Raw genomic sequence first — 16,429 nt, 5'->3', positions numbered from 1 at the left:
GGGTGCCAGACTGGCGTTTGACGAGGCGCAATCATACGTGCCACCCGATCCGTGGAAAAGATACAGATCGGGGTTTTTCAGCCGCCGAGGTGTGACGATGGAAAAGTTGGAAAAAACCCTGGACGAATGGCGCGCCATGCTCGACCCGGAGCAGTACAACGTGTGCCGGCTCAAAGGCACGGAGCGGCCGTTTTCCGGCAAATACAACGGCACCAGGACCGATGGGGTCTATCACTGCATCTGCTGCAATGAGCCGCTGTTCGATTCTCGCGCCAAGTTCGACTCCGGCTGCGGCTGGCCGAGCTTCTACCAGCCCATCGGCGACAGCGCGATGGTCGAGATCCGCGATATCAGCCACGGCATGATCCGCACCGAAGTGGTCTGCGCCAAATGCGACGCACACCTGGGCCATGTGTTTCCCGACGGTCCGCCGCCGACCGGTTTGCGCTACTGCATCAACTCCGTGTGCCTGGATCTGGTGCCGCGGGGCTGAGTCCGGTTCTTGCGCGGTGTCCCGGAATTCAGGGCCCGCGCCAAGCCCGGCGGGGAAGTCTGTGTGGTCGTGGCTTATAAAGCTCCATCCACCCCGGTTATTAAATTGTGTGCAATTCAATTGCTCGCTATCTTGTTCGACATTCATTGGAGGAACTGTCATGAGCGATAACCTGCTGAACATCCCTTGCACCACCATCAAGGGTGAGCAAAAGACCCTGGGCGACTTCGCCGGCAAGGCGATCCTGGTGGTCAACACCGCCAGCAAATGCCGTTTTACCCCTCAGTACAAAGAGCTTGAGCAACTCTGGCAGTCCTACAAGGACCAGGGGCTGGTCGTCCTCGGTTTCCCCTGCAACCAATTCGGCAAGCAGGAGCCGGGTAACGAAGGGGCGATTTCCGAGTTCTGCGAGCTGAACTACGGCGTCAGTTTCCCGCTGTTCAAGAAGATCGACGTCAACGGCGACGGCGCCCACCCGCTGTTCGTCCAGTTGAAGAAACGCGCGCCGGGGTTGCTCTGGTCCCAGGGCATCAAGTGGAACTTCACCAAGTTCCTGATCGGCAAGGACGGCCGTCTGGTGAAGCGTTTCGCACCCACCACCAAGCCCGAGCACCTCACCCGCGAGATCGAAGCCCTGCTTAAATGAACGACCTGTCCAGCGATTCGCTGAGCCTTGACTCCCAGCTCTGCTTCAAGCTCTACGCCGCTTCACGGGCGGTGATTCGAGGCTACAAGCCGATGCTGGAACAGTTGGGCCTGACCTATCCGCAGTACCTGGCGATGCTGGTGCTGTGGGAGTGGCATGACGGCGCACCGGCGCAACCGACGGTCAAGGCCCTCGGTGAGCGCCTGCTGCTGGACTCGGGGACGCTGACGCCACTGCTCAAGCGCCTTGAGCAGATGGCCTTGGTGCAGCGCCGGCGTTCAGCCCTCGACGAGCGTGAAGTGCACCTGAGCCTGAGTCCCGCCGGAGTGGCTCTGCGCGCGCAGGTGCTGCCGATCAAGGCACGGCTGCTTTGCGACAGTGGTCTCGATCTGACCCGGCTGGATGAACTGCGCGACGGTCTTGACCAGTTACTGACCCAACTCATGCCGCTGTAGCCGGTACCCACTGTTCGAGCAGGGCGATCAGCTCTTCTCGGCGGAAGGGCTTGGCCAGGTAGTCGCTCATGCCCGCGGCCCGGCAGCGTTCACGTTCCTCGGGCATGGCGTTGGCCGTCAGCGCCACGATCGGCAGGTTCGGCCAGCGCCCGCTGCGGCGAATCTGCCGACTGGCTTCGTAGCCGTCCATGACGGGCATATTGCAATCCATCAGCACCAGGTCGAACACCTGCTGCTCCAGTTGGCTCAGCGCCTCGCCACCATGGGCGGCCACCGTTACTTCGCAGCCGAGCTTGCCGAGCATGCCCTTGGCCACCAGCTGATTGACCGGATTGTCCTCCACCAACAGGATCCGGGCCCGGCGTAGCGGCTGGTTGTCCCGCGGCTGCACGTTCAGCTCGGCCGGGTCATCGGGCAGCAGGATGCGCGCCAGTGTCTGGTACAGCGCGTTGCGCGCCAGCGGCCGGGCCTGTTGCTGCAGCGGGGTGAGGGCGTTGGCCTGTTCGGTGGGCATGAAATTGCCATAGGCGGTGACCAGCAGGATCGGCGCGCTGATCGCCGGCCGCAGGCCGAACAGGCATTCCGGGCAGTCGGTGATCAACAGGTCGGGGCTGACCCCCGCCAGGCTGTCGTCCAGCCCGTAGCGCTGGTAGTCCAGGCCCCAGACCGGCAATTGGTGGCTGAGCAATTCGCTCAGGCCGCTGGTGCTCGACGTCACGGCGATGACCTTACCGGTGAGGCGTCGCGGTGTCGCGGCCGGCGTGTGCCCGGGCAAGGGCAGTTCGGCACAGAACTGGCTGCCGAAACCGACCTCGGAATTGATCGTCAGGCTGCCTTTCATGGCCTCGCACAGATTGTAGGTCAGGGTCAGCCCCAGGCCGGTGCCGCCGTACTGGCGGGTAATGCCGGCGCCGGCCTGGGTGAAGGGCTGGAAGATCTTGGCCTGGGCCTCCTGGGCGATGCCGATGCCGGTGTCGCAGACTTCGATGCGCACGCCGTTGTCGCGAGCACTCAGGCGCACATCGACGCGGCCGAAGCGGGTGAACTTCAACGCGTTGGACAACAGGTTGCTGACGATCTGCCGCACCCGCGTCGGGTCGCCCAGCACCAGGGCCGGGAATTGCGGGTCGATCAGGCAGGCCAGTTCGACGCTGGGGGCGGCGTTTTGCGAGAGCAGGTTGGCGGTGTCCTCGACCAGGGCGCCGAGGTCGAAGGGGATGCGTTCCAGCTCCAACTGGCCGGCGTCGAATTTCGACAGGTCGAGGATATCGTTGAGCAACTCCACCAGGACCTTGCCGGAGTCGTGGGCAATCGACAATTGCTGGCGTTGCTCGGCGTTCAGCTGGCTGTCCAGGGACAGCGCGATCATGCCCAGCAGGCCGTTCAGGGGCGTGCGGATTTCATGGCTCATGTTGGCCAGGAACGCCGAACGGGCCTGGGCCATGTCCAGGGCCGTGCGGCGCGCCACTTCCAGTTCCTCGTTGGATTGGCTCAGGCGCGCGTTGCTGGCCTTGAGTTCGGTGGTGCGCGCCGAGACGATATTCTCCAACTGGCCGAGGTAGTCGGTCAGGCGGTTTTCGGCGCTGCGCCGCTGCTGGATCTCGGTGCCCATGTTTTCGAATTGCTGGTTGGCGACCTTGACCAGTACGCCGATTTCATCGTGTTCATGGCCGGGGGGAAAGGCCAGGCGCGCCTGTTTCGGCTGGCCCGGGGTGCTGCTGCTGAGCGCCTCGATCACCCGCACCAGGGGTTTGGTCAGCATCGTATAGAACAGCACGAGAAGGATGATGGTGAGGATCAGGCTGCGGACAAAACCGTTGAGCAGGGTGATCTCGGCCCGATGCAGGAAGCGGATACCGAAGGTGTAGGTGTCGATATCAAGGTGCAGGGTGCCCAGGGATTCGTCTGGCAGATGGCTGAGATAAAGCCGGTCTTCGAAGGTGCGATCAGAGCCGAACAGCCAATCGCTGATCATCCGATAGCTGCCTTCCTGGCGCGGTCGCTCGACGCTGGCCAGGACCATATTGTTGTTGTCGATCAACTGCGCGCGCAGCACCGCCGGCGAGTGCAGCAGGCCAAGGGCCAGTTCCTGCGCCAGTTCGGCGTCGATGTTGTAGGCGATCCTCGATGCCGGGTTGTGGCTGATTTCCAGCAGGGAAAGGATTTCACGGTTGATCGAGGCGCTTTCGCTGGCATAATCGATGCCGATTTGCAGCAGACTGAGCAGTGTTCCCAGAATGAAGCCGACCAGCACCGTCAACCGGGCTTGTTTGTAGGACAAGCGGTGGGTGAACTTTATATCCATGGGGTGGTGTACCACTTTCCTTTCCCTTCGCCCGGCAAGCATAGCTGATTCGATGCGTGCACCGGCAGTGGGGGATTCGATACGCGCGGTGTGCAGTCTGCCAGAGCTTGCCGGCGCCCGGCGGCGCCAACGCGACATCATCGTATGAACTTGCCTGAGGAAACGTCGTGGATTCTCGATTGAATGCCTTTCTTGAGCGTGCCGATGCGGTGCTCGCCCGTCTTGAACCCCTGTTGCCGGCACCGCGCCAGGCCATCGACTGGAACGGCTGCCTGGCGGCCCGCTGGCAGCGCGAAGGGCGCAGCGGTTATCTGTTGCCGCTGGAGGTCAGCCTGGACATGCGTTTGTCCGACCTGATCGGCGTCGACAAGCAACGCGAGCAACTGGCGCGCAACACCCGCCAGTTCCTCGATGGCCTGCCCGCCAACCATGCCTTGCTCTGGGGGTCGCGCGGCACCGGCAAGTCCTCGTTGGTGCGCGCCTTGCTCGCCGAACATGCCAAGGCCGGTTTGCGCCTGATCGAGATCGAGCGCGATCACCTGGCCGACCTGCCGCGGGTGGTGGAGCAGTTGCAAAAGCTGCCCCAGCGTTTCGTGCTGTTCTGCGATGACCTGTCCTTCGAGGCCGGTGAAGGCGACTACCGTGTGCTCAAGAGTGTGCTCGACGGTTCCCTCGAACAGGCCCCGGACAATGTCCTGCTCTACGCCACCTCGAACCGCCGGCACCTGGTGCCCGAGAAAGAGAGCGACAACGAAAACTGGAAGCGCGTCGACGGCGAGCTGCACCCCAGCGAAGCGGTGGAGGACAAGATTGCCCTGTCCGATCGTTTCGGCCTGTGGCTGTCGTTCTATCCCTTTACCCAGGAGCACTTCCTCAGTGTTGTCGAACACTGGATCGGCGAGTTGGCGCTCAAGGCCGGCCTGGCCTGGCAGCGCGACGAGGCGCTGGATATCCAGGCGGTGCGCTGGGCCACCGGACGCGGCAATCGCAACGGTCGCTGCGCCTATCAGTTTGCGCGTTATTGGGTGGGTTTGAAGTTGTTGGAGCAGGCACCATGATCGATTTGCAGAACACCGGGGCCGGCCTCGAGGGCTATGGTCTGTTGCACGCACAGCTGGAATCGTTGCTGGCGGACGAGCGGGATTTCATCGCCAATGCCGCGCAGTTCTCGGCCTTCCTGTTCAATCAGCTGGATGACCTGAATTGGGCCGGTTTCTACCTCAATCGCCATGAGGAACTGGTCCTTGGGCCGTTCCAGGGGCAGATCGCCTGCGTGCGAATCCCCTTCGGCCGGGGCGTCTGCGGCACCGCCGCGGCCACCCGGGAAACCCAGCGGGTCGAAGACGTGCATGCGTTTGCCGGGCATATCGCCTGCGACAGCGCCTCGAACAGCGAGCTGGTGGTGCCACTGGTCAAGGACGGCCGCCTGATCGGCGTGCTCGACCTGGACAGCCCGAGCCTGGCCCGCTTCACCCTCGAAGACCAGGCCGGGATCGAACACCTGGCAGCGATCTTCCTGCGCCTGACCGACTGCTGAGGCGACTCAGGCGCCCAGACCGGCCTTTTCCAGCAGCGACTCGGCATCCACCGTGTCGATCTGCTGGGGCAGGACGTGTTGCCGGGCGTACGCCAGGTAGATTTCCTCACGGATAAACAGCTCGAACAATTGCGGGTCGATATGGGCGTCGCGGCACATGCCGGCCATGATGCCCAGCGCTTCGCTCAGGGTCTTGCCCTTTTTGTACGGGCGATCGGCGGCGGTCAGCGCCTCGAAGATATCGGCAATCGCCATCATCCGCGCCGGCAGGCTCATCTGTTCGCGCTTCAGGCGCTTGGGGTAACCGGTGCCGTCCATTTTCTCGTGGTGGCCGCCGGCGATCTCCGGCACGGCGGTCAGGTGCCCGGGAAACGGCAGTTGATCGAGCATCAGGATGGTCTGCACCATGTGATGGTTGATGATGTAGCGCTCTTCGCGGGTCAGCGTGCCGCGGGTAATGCTCAGGTTGTACAACTCCCCCCGATTGAACTTGTAGGGCGGCACGTCGAGCTGAAAGCCCCAGCGATTGTCGGCGGGGATCAGTTCGGCCTCGTTGCGTTCGAACAGATGCTCGGGCTTGTCCGCCAGCAGCGCTTCGGTGGCCGGCAGGGGCGCGGCGGGGCTGCGTTCCTGGCGGAGCTTTTCTTCCCAGGACACCCCGAGACGATCGTCCAGCGTGCGGGTCCAGGTGCGTTGGGCAATCCGCTGCAGGTGTTCCAGGTCGGCTTCGGCCATGGCCTCGCCGCCCAGGTTGCAGTGGGCGACAAAGGCGAAGTCCTCGTCCAGGGCCGTCAGGCTGGCGTCGCGCGCCCGGCCCAAGTCGGCTTCGTCGCCACCCAGCGCCCGGCCTTGCCAATAGTCGACCCAGGCATCGCGCTTGAGCACTTCGAAGCGGGTGCGTATTTCGTGAATGCGGTCGTACAGGGTTTCCAGCTTGGTGGCCTTGTCGACCACGTATTCGGGAGTGGTGACCTTGCCGCAGTCATGCAGCCAGGCAGCGACATGCAGCGCCTCCCATTCGTCTTCGCTGGGTTGGTAGCCTTTGAACGCCGGTGTCTGGCTGGCCGCGGCGGCCTCGGCGATCATCAGCGTCAGCACCGGCACCCGTTGGCAGTGGCCGCCGGTGTAAGGACTCTTGGCATCGATGGCGCCGGCCAATAACTGGATGAACGCGTCCAGCAGTTGTTTCTGCCGGGCTTGCAGGCGCTGGCTTTCGATGCAGGCGGCCGCGGTGCCGGAAATGGCGCTGATAAAGGCGATGCGGTCCGGCTGCAGGTTCTCCATATCGGTTTCGGTGCCGCTGTCGGGCAGCAGCAGGGCGAGGACGCCGACGGTTTCGCCATGGCGGTTGTGCAAGCGGATGCCGATCAGGTGAATCCGCGGGCTCTCCAGGGCGAGCATGACCTTTTGCAAGTCGGCCGCCTGCTCGAAGCCGAGGGTGGCGACCACGTTGTCCTGCCGGTCCAGTGCCTTGAGCCAGTCCGGGCGCTGTTCGTCAGCCTCGGCTGCACCGCGGATATCGAAGTGCCGGGGATCCTGCTGGACACCATCGATGATCAGGGCATGGGCTTCCAGCTGGCGGCTGTCGCTGTCCAGCAGGTAGATCAGCCCGGCGCGGGCCTGGGCGATTTTCAGCGTTTCCTCGAGCACCCGTTGCAGCAGGGGATCGAAGCGGGTTTGCGCCGAGAGGCTGGAGGCGATTTCGAAGAAGCTCGCCAGGGTCTGCTTCATTCGGATCATCGAGGTCGCCAGCCGGTCGACTTCCAGCACCGGCGAGCGCGGTGTCGCCGGGTGGTTGAAGTTGAAGCTGCGAATCGCATCGGCCTCCTGTACCAGGGCGTGCAGCGGCTTGACCAGCAGCCTGGACGTCAGCCAGCCCAGGGGCAGGCACAGCAGCAGGGTGGCCAGGGTGATCAGCGCGCCTTGCCAGCGGATCCGGTAGGCGTCCGCCAGGAGTTCGTCTTCCGGAACCAGCAGGGCCAGTTGCAGGCCCTTGGGCCCGCCTTCGGCGAGTTGCGTACGGGCGACTATCCATTGCCGTTGCGCGCTGTCCAGGTGGTGCTCGGTGCTGCTGCCCGGTTCCATGAAGCGTTGCAGGATCGGGCTCAGGTCCTGGACCCGGGGCAACCGTGCGTCGCTGCTGTGGCCGATCAGCCGGGCGTAGTCGGGATAGGCCACGGCATTGTCGTGTTCATCGAACAGGACGATTTCGGTCGAGGGCGTGACCTTGTGTTTGTCCAGGGTCGCGGAAAGATCCGCCAGGGTCAGGTCGGCGGCGATCACCACGTTGGCGCTGCCGCGTCGGGCGAGGGTGGTGCCGACATTGTGGGTGGAGAAAAACAGGTAGGGCGCGGTGGTGATCTGGTCGCTGTCCTTCAGGGCGCTGTTGAACCAGGAACGTACGCGGGGATCGTAGGCTTCGCGGTGATTGTCCTGGCGGCTGATCAGTTGCAGGGCCGCGTCGTAGAACAATGATTCGGACTTGACCCCCGCGACGCCGGGGTCGCGCTCGATACTCCAGACCTGGAAGGCGGCGTTCTCCGGTGCCTTGAAATAGGCGCGCAGGGCGCTGTCGCGCAGCGGCCGGACCATGAAGAAGTCGCCATCGGCGTAACCGAGGTACAGCGATGCCAGGTTCGGGTTGTCGTTCAGGGCCTGGGTGAAGGGCTTGAGCAGTGCCAGCCGTTGCCCAAGCGTAAGGGCCTGGGTGCGATCGTCGATGGCCAGCAGGCTCAGCAGATGACGAATTGGCTGGTAGGTGTGCAGCAGGTCCAGCTGTACATCGTCGCGGACCCTGCCGAAGATTTTTTCGCTGCTGGCGAGAATGATCTGCGTGGTTTGCCGGTAGTTGAACAGCCCCAGCAGGGTGCCGGTCAGCAGCAGCAGGCAGGTGAACAGGATACTGATGTGCACGTGCAGCGCCAGCCGGCGTCTTTCGCGTTGCATGGGACGGGGCATCGCTGATCTCCCTGGGTGATGGGGCCGTGCTCAGCGCCCAAGGATAGCCAATGTCCGCTGTCAGGTGTGCTCCTGGCCGGGCATTTTTTCAGGCGGCGGGCCGGTGTGCTCGCGCAAGGCCGTTTCGAGTTCGAGCAAGGCCTGCACAATCGCCTGCCGGGCGCTTTCGATCTGCGGCCTCGGAGCGTCCTCCTGGCATTGCTTTTCCAGGATTTCGCAGTGTTCCACCAACGCGTTGGCCTGGGCGATCCGCGCCGCGCCCTTGATCTTGTGGGCCATGTCGATGAGGGGGACCAGATCACCGTTGATGGGCAGTCCGAGCAGTTCCTCGCGGTCCGCCTGGCAACTGCTCAGCAGCTCGTCGATCAAGCGACGCATCAGCAGCGGCTCGCCCCCGGTCAGGGCGTGCAGGCCGTCGAGGCTGAAGGCGGCCTGGCTCGGACGCGGGCGCGGCATGACGTCGGCGAGTTTCTGGTTGAGGGTGGTCAGGCTGATGGGCTTGAACAGGCAGTCGTTCATGCCGGCTTCCTTGCAGCGGGTGCGTTCCTCGGGCTGGGCGTTGGCGGTGAAACCGAACACCGCGCAGGCCGGGAGGTCATGGCGGGCTTCATGTTCGCGCAGGCGGCGGGTCATCTCGTAGCCGTTCAGGACGGGCATGTTGCAGTCGACGATCACCAGGTCGAAATGCCCGTCTTTCCAGGCCTGCAAACCGGTTGCACCATTCTGTGCGGTGCTGAACGAGTGGCCGAGAAAGCCCAGTTGCTGGCACATCAACAGGCGGTTGGCCGGGTGGTCGTCCACCACCAGGACATTCAGCGCCTGCAGCGCCGGGGTCAGTTCCGGATCGCGCCGGGCGGTGCCTTGAGTGGCTTCGAGGCAGTCCAGTTCCAGGGCCACCACCACTCGGGTGCCTTCGCCCGGCACGCTGGACAGGCTCAGGGTGCCACCCATCATTTCGCACAGGCTGCGGCAGATCACCAGGCCCAGGCCGGCGCCGCTACGGGCCAGGTGGCCGGAGTTGTCGGCCTGTACAAAGGGCTCGAACAGCCGGGCCTGATCGGCGGCGCTGATGCCGATGCCGCTGTCCTGGACGGTCAGGGTCATGTTCGTCCGTTGCGCCACCGCGGTGGGCTGCATCTGCAACGAGATGGTGACCTGGCCCTGCTCGGTGAACTTGATGGCATTGCTGATCAGGTTGGACAGGATCTGCTTGAAGCGCAGGGGATCGATCAGGATGTCGCCGATGTCCTGGCGTTCAGGCAGCTGCACCACCAGGTCCAGCTGTTTCTGCCGTGCCAGGCCATCGAAGACCCGGACCACCGATTCCACCAGTTCGCCGAGGTTGACCCGCTCGGGGGACAGGCTCAGGCGACCGGACTCGATGCGGGCGATATCGAGGATATCGCCGATCAGTTCCAGCAGGTCCTTGGCCGAGTTGTAGGCGACTTCGATGGCGGGGCGATCGAGGTGGCCCTGGTCCGCGCGCTTGAGGGTCAGTTCGAGCATGCCGATCACCGCGTTCATCGGTGTGCGGATTTCGTGGCTCATGGTTGCCAGGAAGGTGCTCTTGGCCCGGTTGGCGCTGTCGGCCTGGTCCTTGGCCGCGCGCAGTTCTTCGAACAGTTCGCGGCGTTCGCTGATGTCGATCCAGCCGCCGATGATGCCCTGCACCTCGCCCAGGGAGTTACGGTAGGGCAGGATCCAGTGATAGATGGTCATCCGGCGGTCGCCGATATGCAGGGTGCGGTCGCAGATCTGCGCCGTGCCTTCGTCCATCACCCGCTGGTAGTCGGCCTGGTATTCCCGGGCCTCGAAGGCGTTGCCCTGGTAGGCGTCCATGACCCGCTTGCCGATCACATCCTCGAGCTTGGTCGAGAAGGCTTGCAGGTAGCTGTCGTTGCAGGTCTGCAACAAGCCTTCGCGATCACGCACATAGATCGGGTGCGGGGTGCCGTTGACCAGCGCGCGCATGAATTCGAACTGGTCGCTCAGGGCCCGCTCGGCCAGTTGCCGTTGCCGGATCTGCCGGCGCATGTAGGCGTTCCAGCCCAGCGAGAGCAGCAGCAGCGCGCCGGCCCCCATGACGATCTGCAGGATCAGCCGATGGTAGTTGCGCCAGTAGCTCTCGGACGATGGTGTGTAGCCGCGCCAGCGACTGTTGATGATGCCCAGTTCGTCCGGGGCGATGCTCAGCAGCGCCTTGTCGAGAATCGAGCCCAGCTCCGTGGCCCCACGGGCGGTGGCCAGGGCGAAGATCGCCTGCTGGGTGCCGATGGTCGCGCTGATCTGCAGCTTGTCGTCGAAGGTTTGCGAGGCGATCAGGTAGTTGGCGATCACCAGCGAACTCACCGCGCCTTCCGCCTGACCCTGGGCGAGCAGTTCGACTGCCTTGAGGCTGTCGTCGGTTTCAATCAGCTTGATCTCCGGGAAATCGCTGCGCAGGTAGTCGATCAGCGGGTTGCCGCGGATCACCGCCAGGCGCCGGCCCTGCATCTGGTCGAGGTTGTTGACGCTGTCGCGGCCCTTGGCCGTCAGCAGCACGAACGAGTTCTCCATGTACGGCCGGCTGAAATGCAGGATGTTCTCGCGTTCATTGGTCGGGCTGACGGCGGCGATAATGTCGGCCTGGTTGTTTTTGATCCGGTTGATCATGTCGTCCAGGCTGCGCGAGCGCTGCACGTCGAAACGCAGGCCGGTGCGCAGGCGGATCAGTTCCAGCAGGTCGGCGGTGACGCCACGGAAGCTGTTGTCGGCGTCGAAGAAGGTGATCGGCGCCAGGGCTTCGTTGACCACCACGCGGACCACCGGGTGCTCCTTGATCCAGCGTTCTTCGCGCGCGGTCAGTTGCAGCTTGTGGTCGGTCAGCAGGATGTCGCTGCCGGCGCTCCAGCGGTGGGCGATACTCTCGCGCTCGCTGGTGGGGATCGCTTTCAGGGTGGCGTTGACGGCGCCCAGCAGGGCGGCGTTGTCACCGCGTACGGCAAAGCTGAAGCCGTAGGCCTCGTGCTTGCCGAAGTTGGCCATTTTCACATTGCGCAAATAGCCCTTGTTGATCAGGTAGTGGGTCGAGATGGTGTCGCCGAGAAACACGTCGGCCTGGTCGAACGCCACGGCGTTGAGCGCGTTCAGGTAGGACGGGTAGAACTGCAGCGTGGCGTTGGGATAAAGGCTCTTGATCTCGTCCAGTGGCAGGTAGTGGTAGACCATGCTCAGGCGCATGCCTGCCAGGCCATCGCTCAGGGCGCGGGTTTCGTTTTCACGGGTGACCAGCACCGGCTGGTCGATGGCGTAGGGGGTCGACAGCGCGATGTTCTTGTTCACCGCCTCGAAGCCGTTGGCGCTGCCGAGCAGGTCGATCCGGCCTTGTTCGAGGGCACTGATGGCGGCTTCGCGGGTGGCAAAGCTCTGCACCTTGATCGGCAGGCCCAGGGCCTTGGCCAGGATACCGGCGTAGTCGGCGGTGATGCCTTCATAGTCATGGCCGCTGACGGTCATGTCGAAAGGCGGGTAGTCCGGGGCGGAGGTGCCGAGTACCAGCTCGCGCTTGTCCTCGACCCAGCGCCGTTGCTCCTTGTCCAGCACGACCTCCATGTGGCTGGCGCTTGAACGGCTGAGTAATGAGAAGTGGGTGATACCCGGGGTCTCTGCAAGCGCTGACAGGCACAGGCACAAGCCTGTGATCACCATCAGATAGTCCTTTATGCGCATGGGCATTGGTTTTCTCACACTACCGCGTTGCGTTTGGCCATCTCGATAAGCTCTACCAGGGATTTGGCCTTGAGTTTTTGCATAAGTCTTTTCTTGTAGGTACTGACGGTCTTGTTGCTGAGAAACATACCCTTGGCGATTTCCTTGTTGGTCCGGCCCTGGGCAAACAATTGCAGGACCATCAGTTCCCGATCATTGACGAGTTTGAAGAGTTCGATCTCCGGATTTTCCGGCCCCTCTTTTCGAGCACCGATCAACGCCTGGCTTGGGAAGTAATTGTAGCCGGACAGTACCGCCTTGATCGCACTCAGCAACTCGCTCAAGTCTTCGGCCTTGCAGACATAACCCGAGGCGCCGGACTGCATGCAGCGCATGGCGAACAGGTTGGGCGTCTGCGCCGTCAGCACCAGGGTCTTGAGCGGCGAATTCATTGCATTGAAGCGGGCCAGCACCTCCAGGCCGTCGAGTTTGGGGATACTGATATCGAGGATCACCAGGTCCGGCATGCATTCGCGGACCATTTGCATCGCGTCGACACCGTTATCGGTTTCCCCGACTATTTCATAACAATCTTCTTGTTCCAACAATATCCTGATGGCCAGGCGGACAACGGGGTGGTCGTCGACGATAAAAACCGAGTTCATAATAAAGTCCCATACGAGCTGTTTGGAAAGCGCGAACCTTAGCTCAGTTGGACAAGCGGGCGCATGAAGGGAAGGCCCTACAGAGGTAGTATAGGAATATTCCTACTTTAAATAGGGTTTCGACTTACGCATGACGCAAGTTTGAAAGGGAAGAGCCGTTCAGTATTGAATGGGGTGGTTATACGGAATGGTTGATGCTTTATAAATTCTTATAATGTTTTGGGAAATGTCCTACTTGCTGGTAGGCATGTTTTTGCCATTGCCGCCCCCGGGGCGGAGTCGGGGCAGGGGGGCAGGTCACGTCGGCGCGCCGGGATGAGGCTCGGCGATGGCTAGGGCTCGGCAGGGCCGCGTACCTCATGCGGGTAGCGATCCAGGCCCAGGGCGCTCTGCAGGTCCGGGCCGTTCAGCGGTTTGCTCAGGCAGCCGAGCAAGGGCAGCCGTCGCTCCAGCGCGAGGGCGCTGAGGGCCGCGAGTTCTTCGCTGCTGAGGCTGCTGAGCAGGATCGCCTGTTTGATCATGCCGCTGCGGCAGGCGGTTTCGATCAGGTCCAGCCCGAGGACGTCCGGCAGGCACTGGTCGCACAACATCAGGTCGAACGGGGTGTGCGCCGAATTCAGTGCACTCATGGCTTCCCGGGCGTTGAGCGTTGGCGTCAGGGCGTGGAAGCCATAGCTGTTGAGCAGGCTCTGGGTGGCGGCCAGTTGAAAGGGGTGATCCTCTACCAGCAACACGCGTAAGTTGTGTTTGGGCATGGTGTTTTCCGGGCGACCTGTCGGCTCGGGACAAGGCTACATAGATAGGCGCTGTGTAGGAAAATATGCCTGGAATCGGGCGCTTGTTGAATGGCAGGTCAGCTTGAGTGTGGGCGGCAGACATAAGAGGAAAGCAATTATTTCAGTGGGTCGAAGCCATGATCAATCAGTTCATTCTCTCGCCGATGTAGGTTTTATCCCGCTAAACAACCCGCCCTGATCAGGGGCGGGCGGCTGGGGTTTATACCGGGCTGGAGCGACCGGTCATTTCCCGGGCCATTTCACTGGCGTAGCTGTCGGTCATGCCGGCGATGAAGTCGATCACCCGCAGGAACGAGCTGTGCAGCGGCCACTCGGGCCGGGGGGCGCTGTTGCCGAGCAGGTCGAGGATACGCCGATGCTTGAACGACGGCGTGCGTCCGCCGTGTTGTTCCAGGGCCGCGCCACAGAAGGCGTTCAAGAGGATTTCCAGGGTGGTGTAGGCGCCGATCTCGTGGAGGGTCTTGCGCTTGTCCTGGAAGATTTTCTTGCGGGCGATGTCCTTGGCGTTGAGCACGCAGCGTTTGGCCGGGCCATGCATATGCTCGACCAGATCCCCTGGCAGGGTCCCGGCCAGCAGCGCGTCCTGTTGCTCGACGAAGGCCCTGGCCGCGGCGTTGGTCAAGTGTTCGATGGCCTTGCCGCGCAGGATCGCCAGCTTGCGTCGACGGGAGTCCTGCGGCCCGAGTTGCCGATAGGTTTCCGGCAGGTCGTCGCCCACCAGGCCGAGCAACAGGGACTCGACCTCGGCATACTCGAGCAGGTCCATTTCCAGGCCGTCTTCCAGGTCGATCAGGGCGTAGCAGATATCGTCGGCGGCCTCCATCAGGTAGACCAGCGGGTGGCGCGCCCAGCGTTGTTCCTCCAACTGTGGCAGGCCGAGCTTATGGGCGATCTGCTCGAGAATCGGCAGTTCGCTCTGGTAGCAGCCGAACTTGTGTTTCTTGTAGCCCAGCGAGTCGGCGTGGCGCGCCGTCCACGGGTACTTGAGGTAGGTGCCGAGGGTGGCGTAGGTCAGGCGGGTACCGCCTTCGAACTGGTGATATTCCAGCTGGGTCAGGACCCGGAAGCCCTGGGCGTTGCCTTCGAAATTGAGGAAGTCATTGCCTTCGGCCACGCTCATGCCGTCCAGCCAGCCGCGCCCGGCCGCCTGCTGGAACCAGTGGCGAATGGCGTCCTCGCCGGAGTGGCCGAACGGCGGGTTGCCGATGTCATGGGCCAGGCAGGCCGATTGCACGACCATGCCCAGGTCGCTCGGTTCGCACCAGTCGGGCAGGGCATCGCGCAGGGTTTCACCGACGCGCATACCCAGGGAGCGACCGACACAACTGACTTCCAGCGAGTGGGTCAGGCGGGTGTGGATATGGTCGTTGCTGGTCACCGGGTGGACCTGGGTCTTGCGCCCCAGGCGCCGGAAGGCTCCGGAGAAGATGATGCGGTCGTGGTCTTTGTGGAAGGGGCTGCGGCCCAGTTCTTCAGGGCTGTGCAGCGATTTCCCGAGACGTTCGCGGGTAAGCAGGGTGTGCCAATCCAAGGCGGGGCTCTCCGTCGGTGACTGATGCCCCAGCTTCCCGTTTAGTGTGCCGGCCTGCAAGCAAAACTGTGCAAGTAAACCTGTGCAGGCAAACCTTATAGGCCGGCGGCGTCGATGTCGATCAGCAGCAGCCGCTGGCCGTTGCCGAAGAATTGCCCGGCGGTCAGGCAATACTGGTTGCTGGTGGCGTCGCGATAGGTGCTGGAAAGGATCAGACGGCGCTCGTCCCAGCCTTCGGCCAGCAGGTGATAGAAGTAGGGCCGCCAGGACCAGTTGTGGCCCAGGTAGCTGCTGTCGGCCTGCCAGGCATTGTGGCGCCATTCCAGATTGGGCGTGAGCTGGGTGCCGTGGCGATCGCACTGGTAGAAACGCAGCAGCCAGGGGTAACCGTCGGGCCGTGGCAACTGGCTGAGCGGTGCCTGGCCCTGGGCCCAGCTCTGCAGTGTGGCCATGAGCCCGCCCAGTTGCTGGCGCAGGTTCATCAGGCGCGCGCGCTCGGCCAGCTTCTGCTGCACATAACGCTCGCGCAGTTCGGCGAAGCGGGCGACAAAGGCATCGGTGGCAAAGAAATCCAGTTCGGCCTTGGCGAACAGATAACCCTGGACGTAACGCGAGCCGCATTCCAGGGCGAAATTCAGCTCGGCCTCGGTTTCCACGCCTTCGGCGATGATCCAGCAGCCGGTCTTTTCCGCCATTTGCGCCAGGGCCTTGACCACTTCGCTGCTGGGACCGCCGCGGGCCGCGGCCTGGAACAGGCGCATATCGAGCTTGAGAATGTCCGGCTGCAAGGCCAGCACCCGATCGAGTTGGGAATACCCGGCGCCGAAATCGTCGATGGCGATCCGTGCGCCGGCCTCTCGATAGCGCTTGACCACTTCCGCCAGGCGCAGGCTGTCGCCCCCCAGTTCGGTGATTTCGAAGACGATGCGCCGTGGGTCGACAGCGTACTGCGCCAGTTGCTTGAGGCTCGGCAGGGCCTGGCCATTGCTCAGGCGGCTGATCCAGCGCGGCGACATGTTCAGGCTCAGGAACCAGTCCGGGGGCGCTTCATGCAGCCGGCTGAGGGCGTTGTCGCGGATCTGCCGGTCCAGGCGTCGCAGTGCGGCGGAGGGGGTTCGCGGATCGGCGAACAGGGGGCCCACGGAGGTCAGTTGTCCATTGTCCTGGCGCAGTCGGCCAAGGGCCTCGACACCGGCGATACGGCCGGTGGCGGTATCGATGAACGGCTGAAAGCAGGCGAGCGGTTGCCCGTCGATCACGGTGCCTCCTTGGGCTGGGTCTTATAAGTCTGGCTGCGGCGGGCAAGGCAGATTGAGCGCGAGCCCGAAGGTTCGTGCTCAACCCGATGGCTACTG

12 protein-coding genes are annotated in these 16,429 nt (G+C 63.2%); 5 read left to right on the top strand and 7 right to left on the bottom strand.

Going from position 1 to position 16,429, the window contains the following annotated elements; genetic code table 11:
- Positions 1-97: 97 nt before the first annotated feature.
- The 3 genes from msrB to M5C01_RS01010 all read left to right on the top strand — a co-directional run bounded on the left by msrB (position 98) and on the right by M5C01_RS01010 (position 1,594).
- A complete protein-coding gene (gene msrB, locus M5C01_RS01020; protein ID WP_103499305.1) occupies positions 98-493 on the top strand; it encodes a peptide-methionine (R)-S-oxide reductase MsrB in 396 nt (131 codons plus the stop codon).
- Positions 494-653: 160 nt separating this feature from the next.
- On the top strand, positions 654-1,139 hold the full coding sequence (locus tag M5C01_RS01015; protein ID WP_152737015.1) for a glutathione peroxidase: 486 nt from the start codon (positions 654-656) through the stop codon (positions 1,137-1,139).
- Positions 1,136-1,594, top strand: coding sequence for a MarR family transcriptional regulator (locus M5C01_RS01010; RefSeq protein WP_152737014.1), 459 nt, complete (start codon positions 1,136-1,138; stop codon positions 1,592-1,594). Before M5C01_RS01015 ends, M5C01_RS01010 begins: the two co-directional genes overlap by 4 nt.
- Here the strand turns inward: M5C01_RS01010 and M5C01_RS01005 are convergent.
- On the bottom strand, positions 1,581-3,899 hold the full coding sequence (locus M5C01_RS01005) for a response regulator (protein ID WP_152737013.1): 2,319 nt from the start codon (positions 3,897-3,899) through the stop codon (positions 1,581-1,583). The genes M5C01_RS01010 and M5C01_RS01005 overlap by 14 nt on opposite strands.
- A gap of 167 nt (positions 3,900-4,066) precedes the next feature.
- On the opposite strand from M5C01_RS01005, the gene M5C01_RS01000 reads away from it, so the two are divergent.
- A complete protein-coding gene (locus M5C01_RS01000) occupies positions 4,067-4,957 on the top strand; it encodes an ATP-binding protein (protein WP_103499308.1) in 891 nt (296 codons plus the stop codon).
- Positions 4,954-5,436, top strand: a complete 483-nt coding sequence (locus M5C01_RS00995) for a GAF domain-containing protein (protein WP_152737012.1) — start codon at positions 4,954-4,956, stop codon at positions 5,434-5,436. Before M5C01_RS01000 ends, M5C01_RS00995 begins: the two co-directional genes overlap by 4 nt.
- Positions 5,437-5,442: 6 nt before the next feature.
- On the opposite strand, the gene M5C01_RS00990 is transcribed toward M5C01_RS00995, so the two are convergent.
- From M5C01_RS00990 to M5C01_RS00965, 6 genes are all read right to left on the bottom strand, one after another.
- Positions 5,443-8,394 (bottom strand): HD domain-containing phosphohydrolase, encoded by a 2,952-nt coding sequence (locus tag M5C01_RS00990; protein ID WP_103499310.1) that lies wholly within the window; start codon positions 8,392-8,394, stop codon positions 5,443-5,445.
- 60 nt (positions 8,395-8,454) lie between these two features.
- On the bottom strand, positions 8,455-12,108 hold the full coding sequence (locus M5C01_RS00985) for a transporter substrate-binding domain-containing protein (RefSeq protein ID WP_152737011.1): 3,654 nt from the start codon (positions 12,106-12,108) through the stop codon (positions 8,455-8,457).
- An 8-nt stretch (positions 12,109-12,116) separates the two neighbouring features.
- The gene (locus tag M5C01_RS00980) at positions 12,117-12,746 is read right to left on the bottom strand and encodes a response regulator transcription factor (protein ID WP_040064687.1); all 630 of its coding nucleotides are present in this window, start codon (positions 12,744-12,746) and stop codon (positions 12,117-12,119) included.
- A 332-nt stretch (positions 12,747-13,078) separates the two neighbouring features.
- On the bottom strand, positions 13,079-13,501 hold the full coding sequence (locus M5C01_RS00975) for a response regulator (RefSeq protein WP_103499312.1): 423 nt from the start codon (positions 13,499-13,501) through the stop codon (positions 13,079-13,081).
- Between the two features lie 241 nt (positions 13,502-13,742).
- The gene (locus M5C01_RS00970) at positions 13,743-15,074 is read right to left on the bottom strand and encodes a deoxyguanosinetriphosphate triphosphohydrolase (RefSeq protein ID WP_103499313.1); all 1,332 of its coding nucleotides are present in this window, start codon (positions 15,072-15,074) and stop codon (positions 13,743-13,745) included.
- A 95-nt stretch (positions 15,075-15,169) separates the two neighbouring features.
- Positions 15,170-16,333 (bottom strand): EAL domain-containing protein, encoded by a 1,164-nt coding sequence (locus M5C01_RS00965; protein WP_103499314.1) that lies wholly within the window; start codon positions 16,331-16,333, stop codon positions 15,170-15,172.
- Between the last annotated feature and the right edge of the window lie 96 nt (positions 16,334-16,429).

Origin of the sequence: Pseudomonas sp. MWU12-2319, from assembly GCF_023242525.1 — a bacterium.
Classification (GTDB): domain Bacteria; phylum Pseudomonadota; class Gammaproteobacteria; order Pseudomonadales; family Pseudomonadaceae; genus Aquipseudomonas; species Aquipseudomonas gingeri_D.
This window is presented reverse-complemented; position numbering and strand designations above follow the sequence as displayed.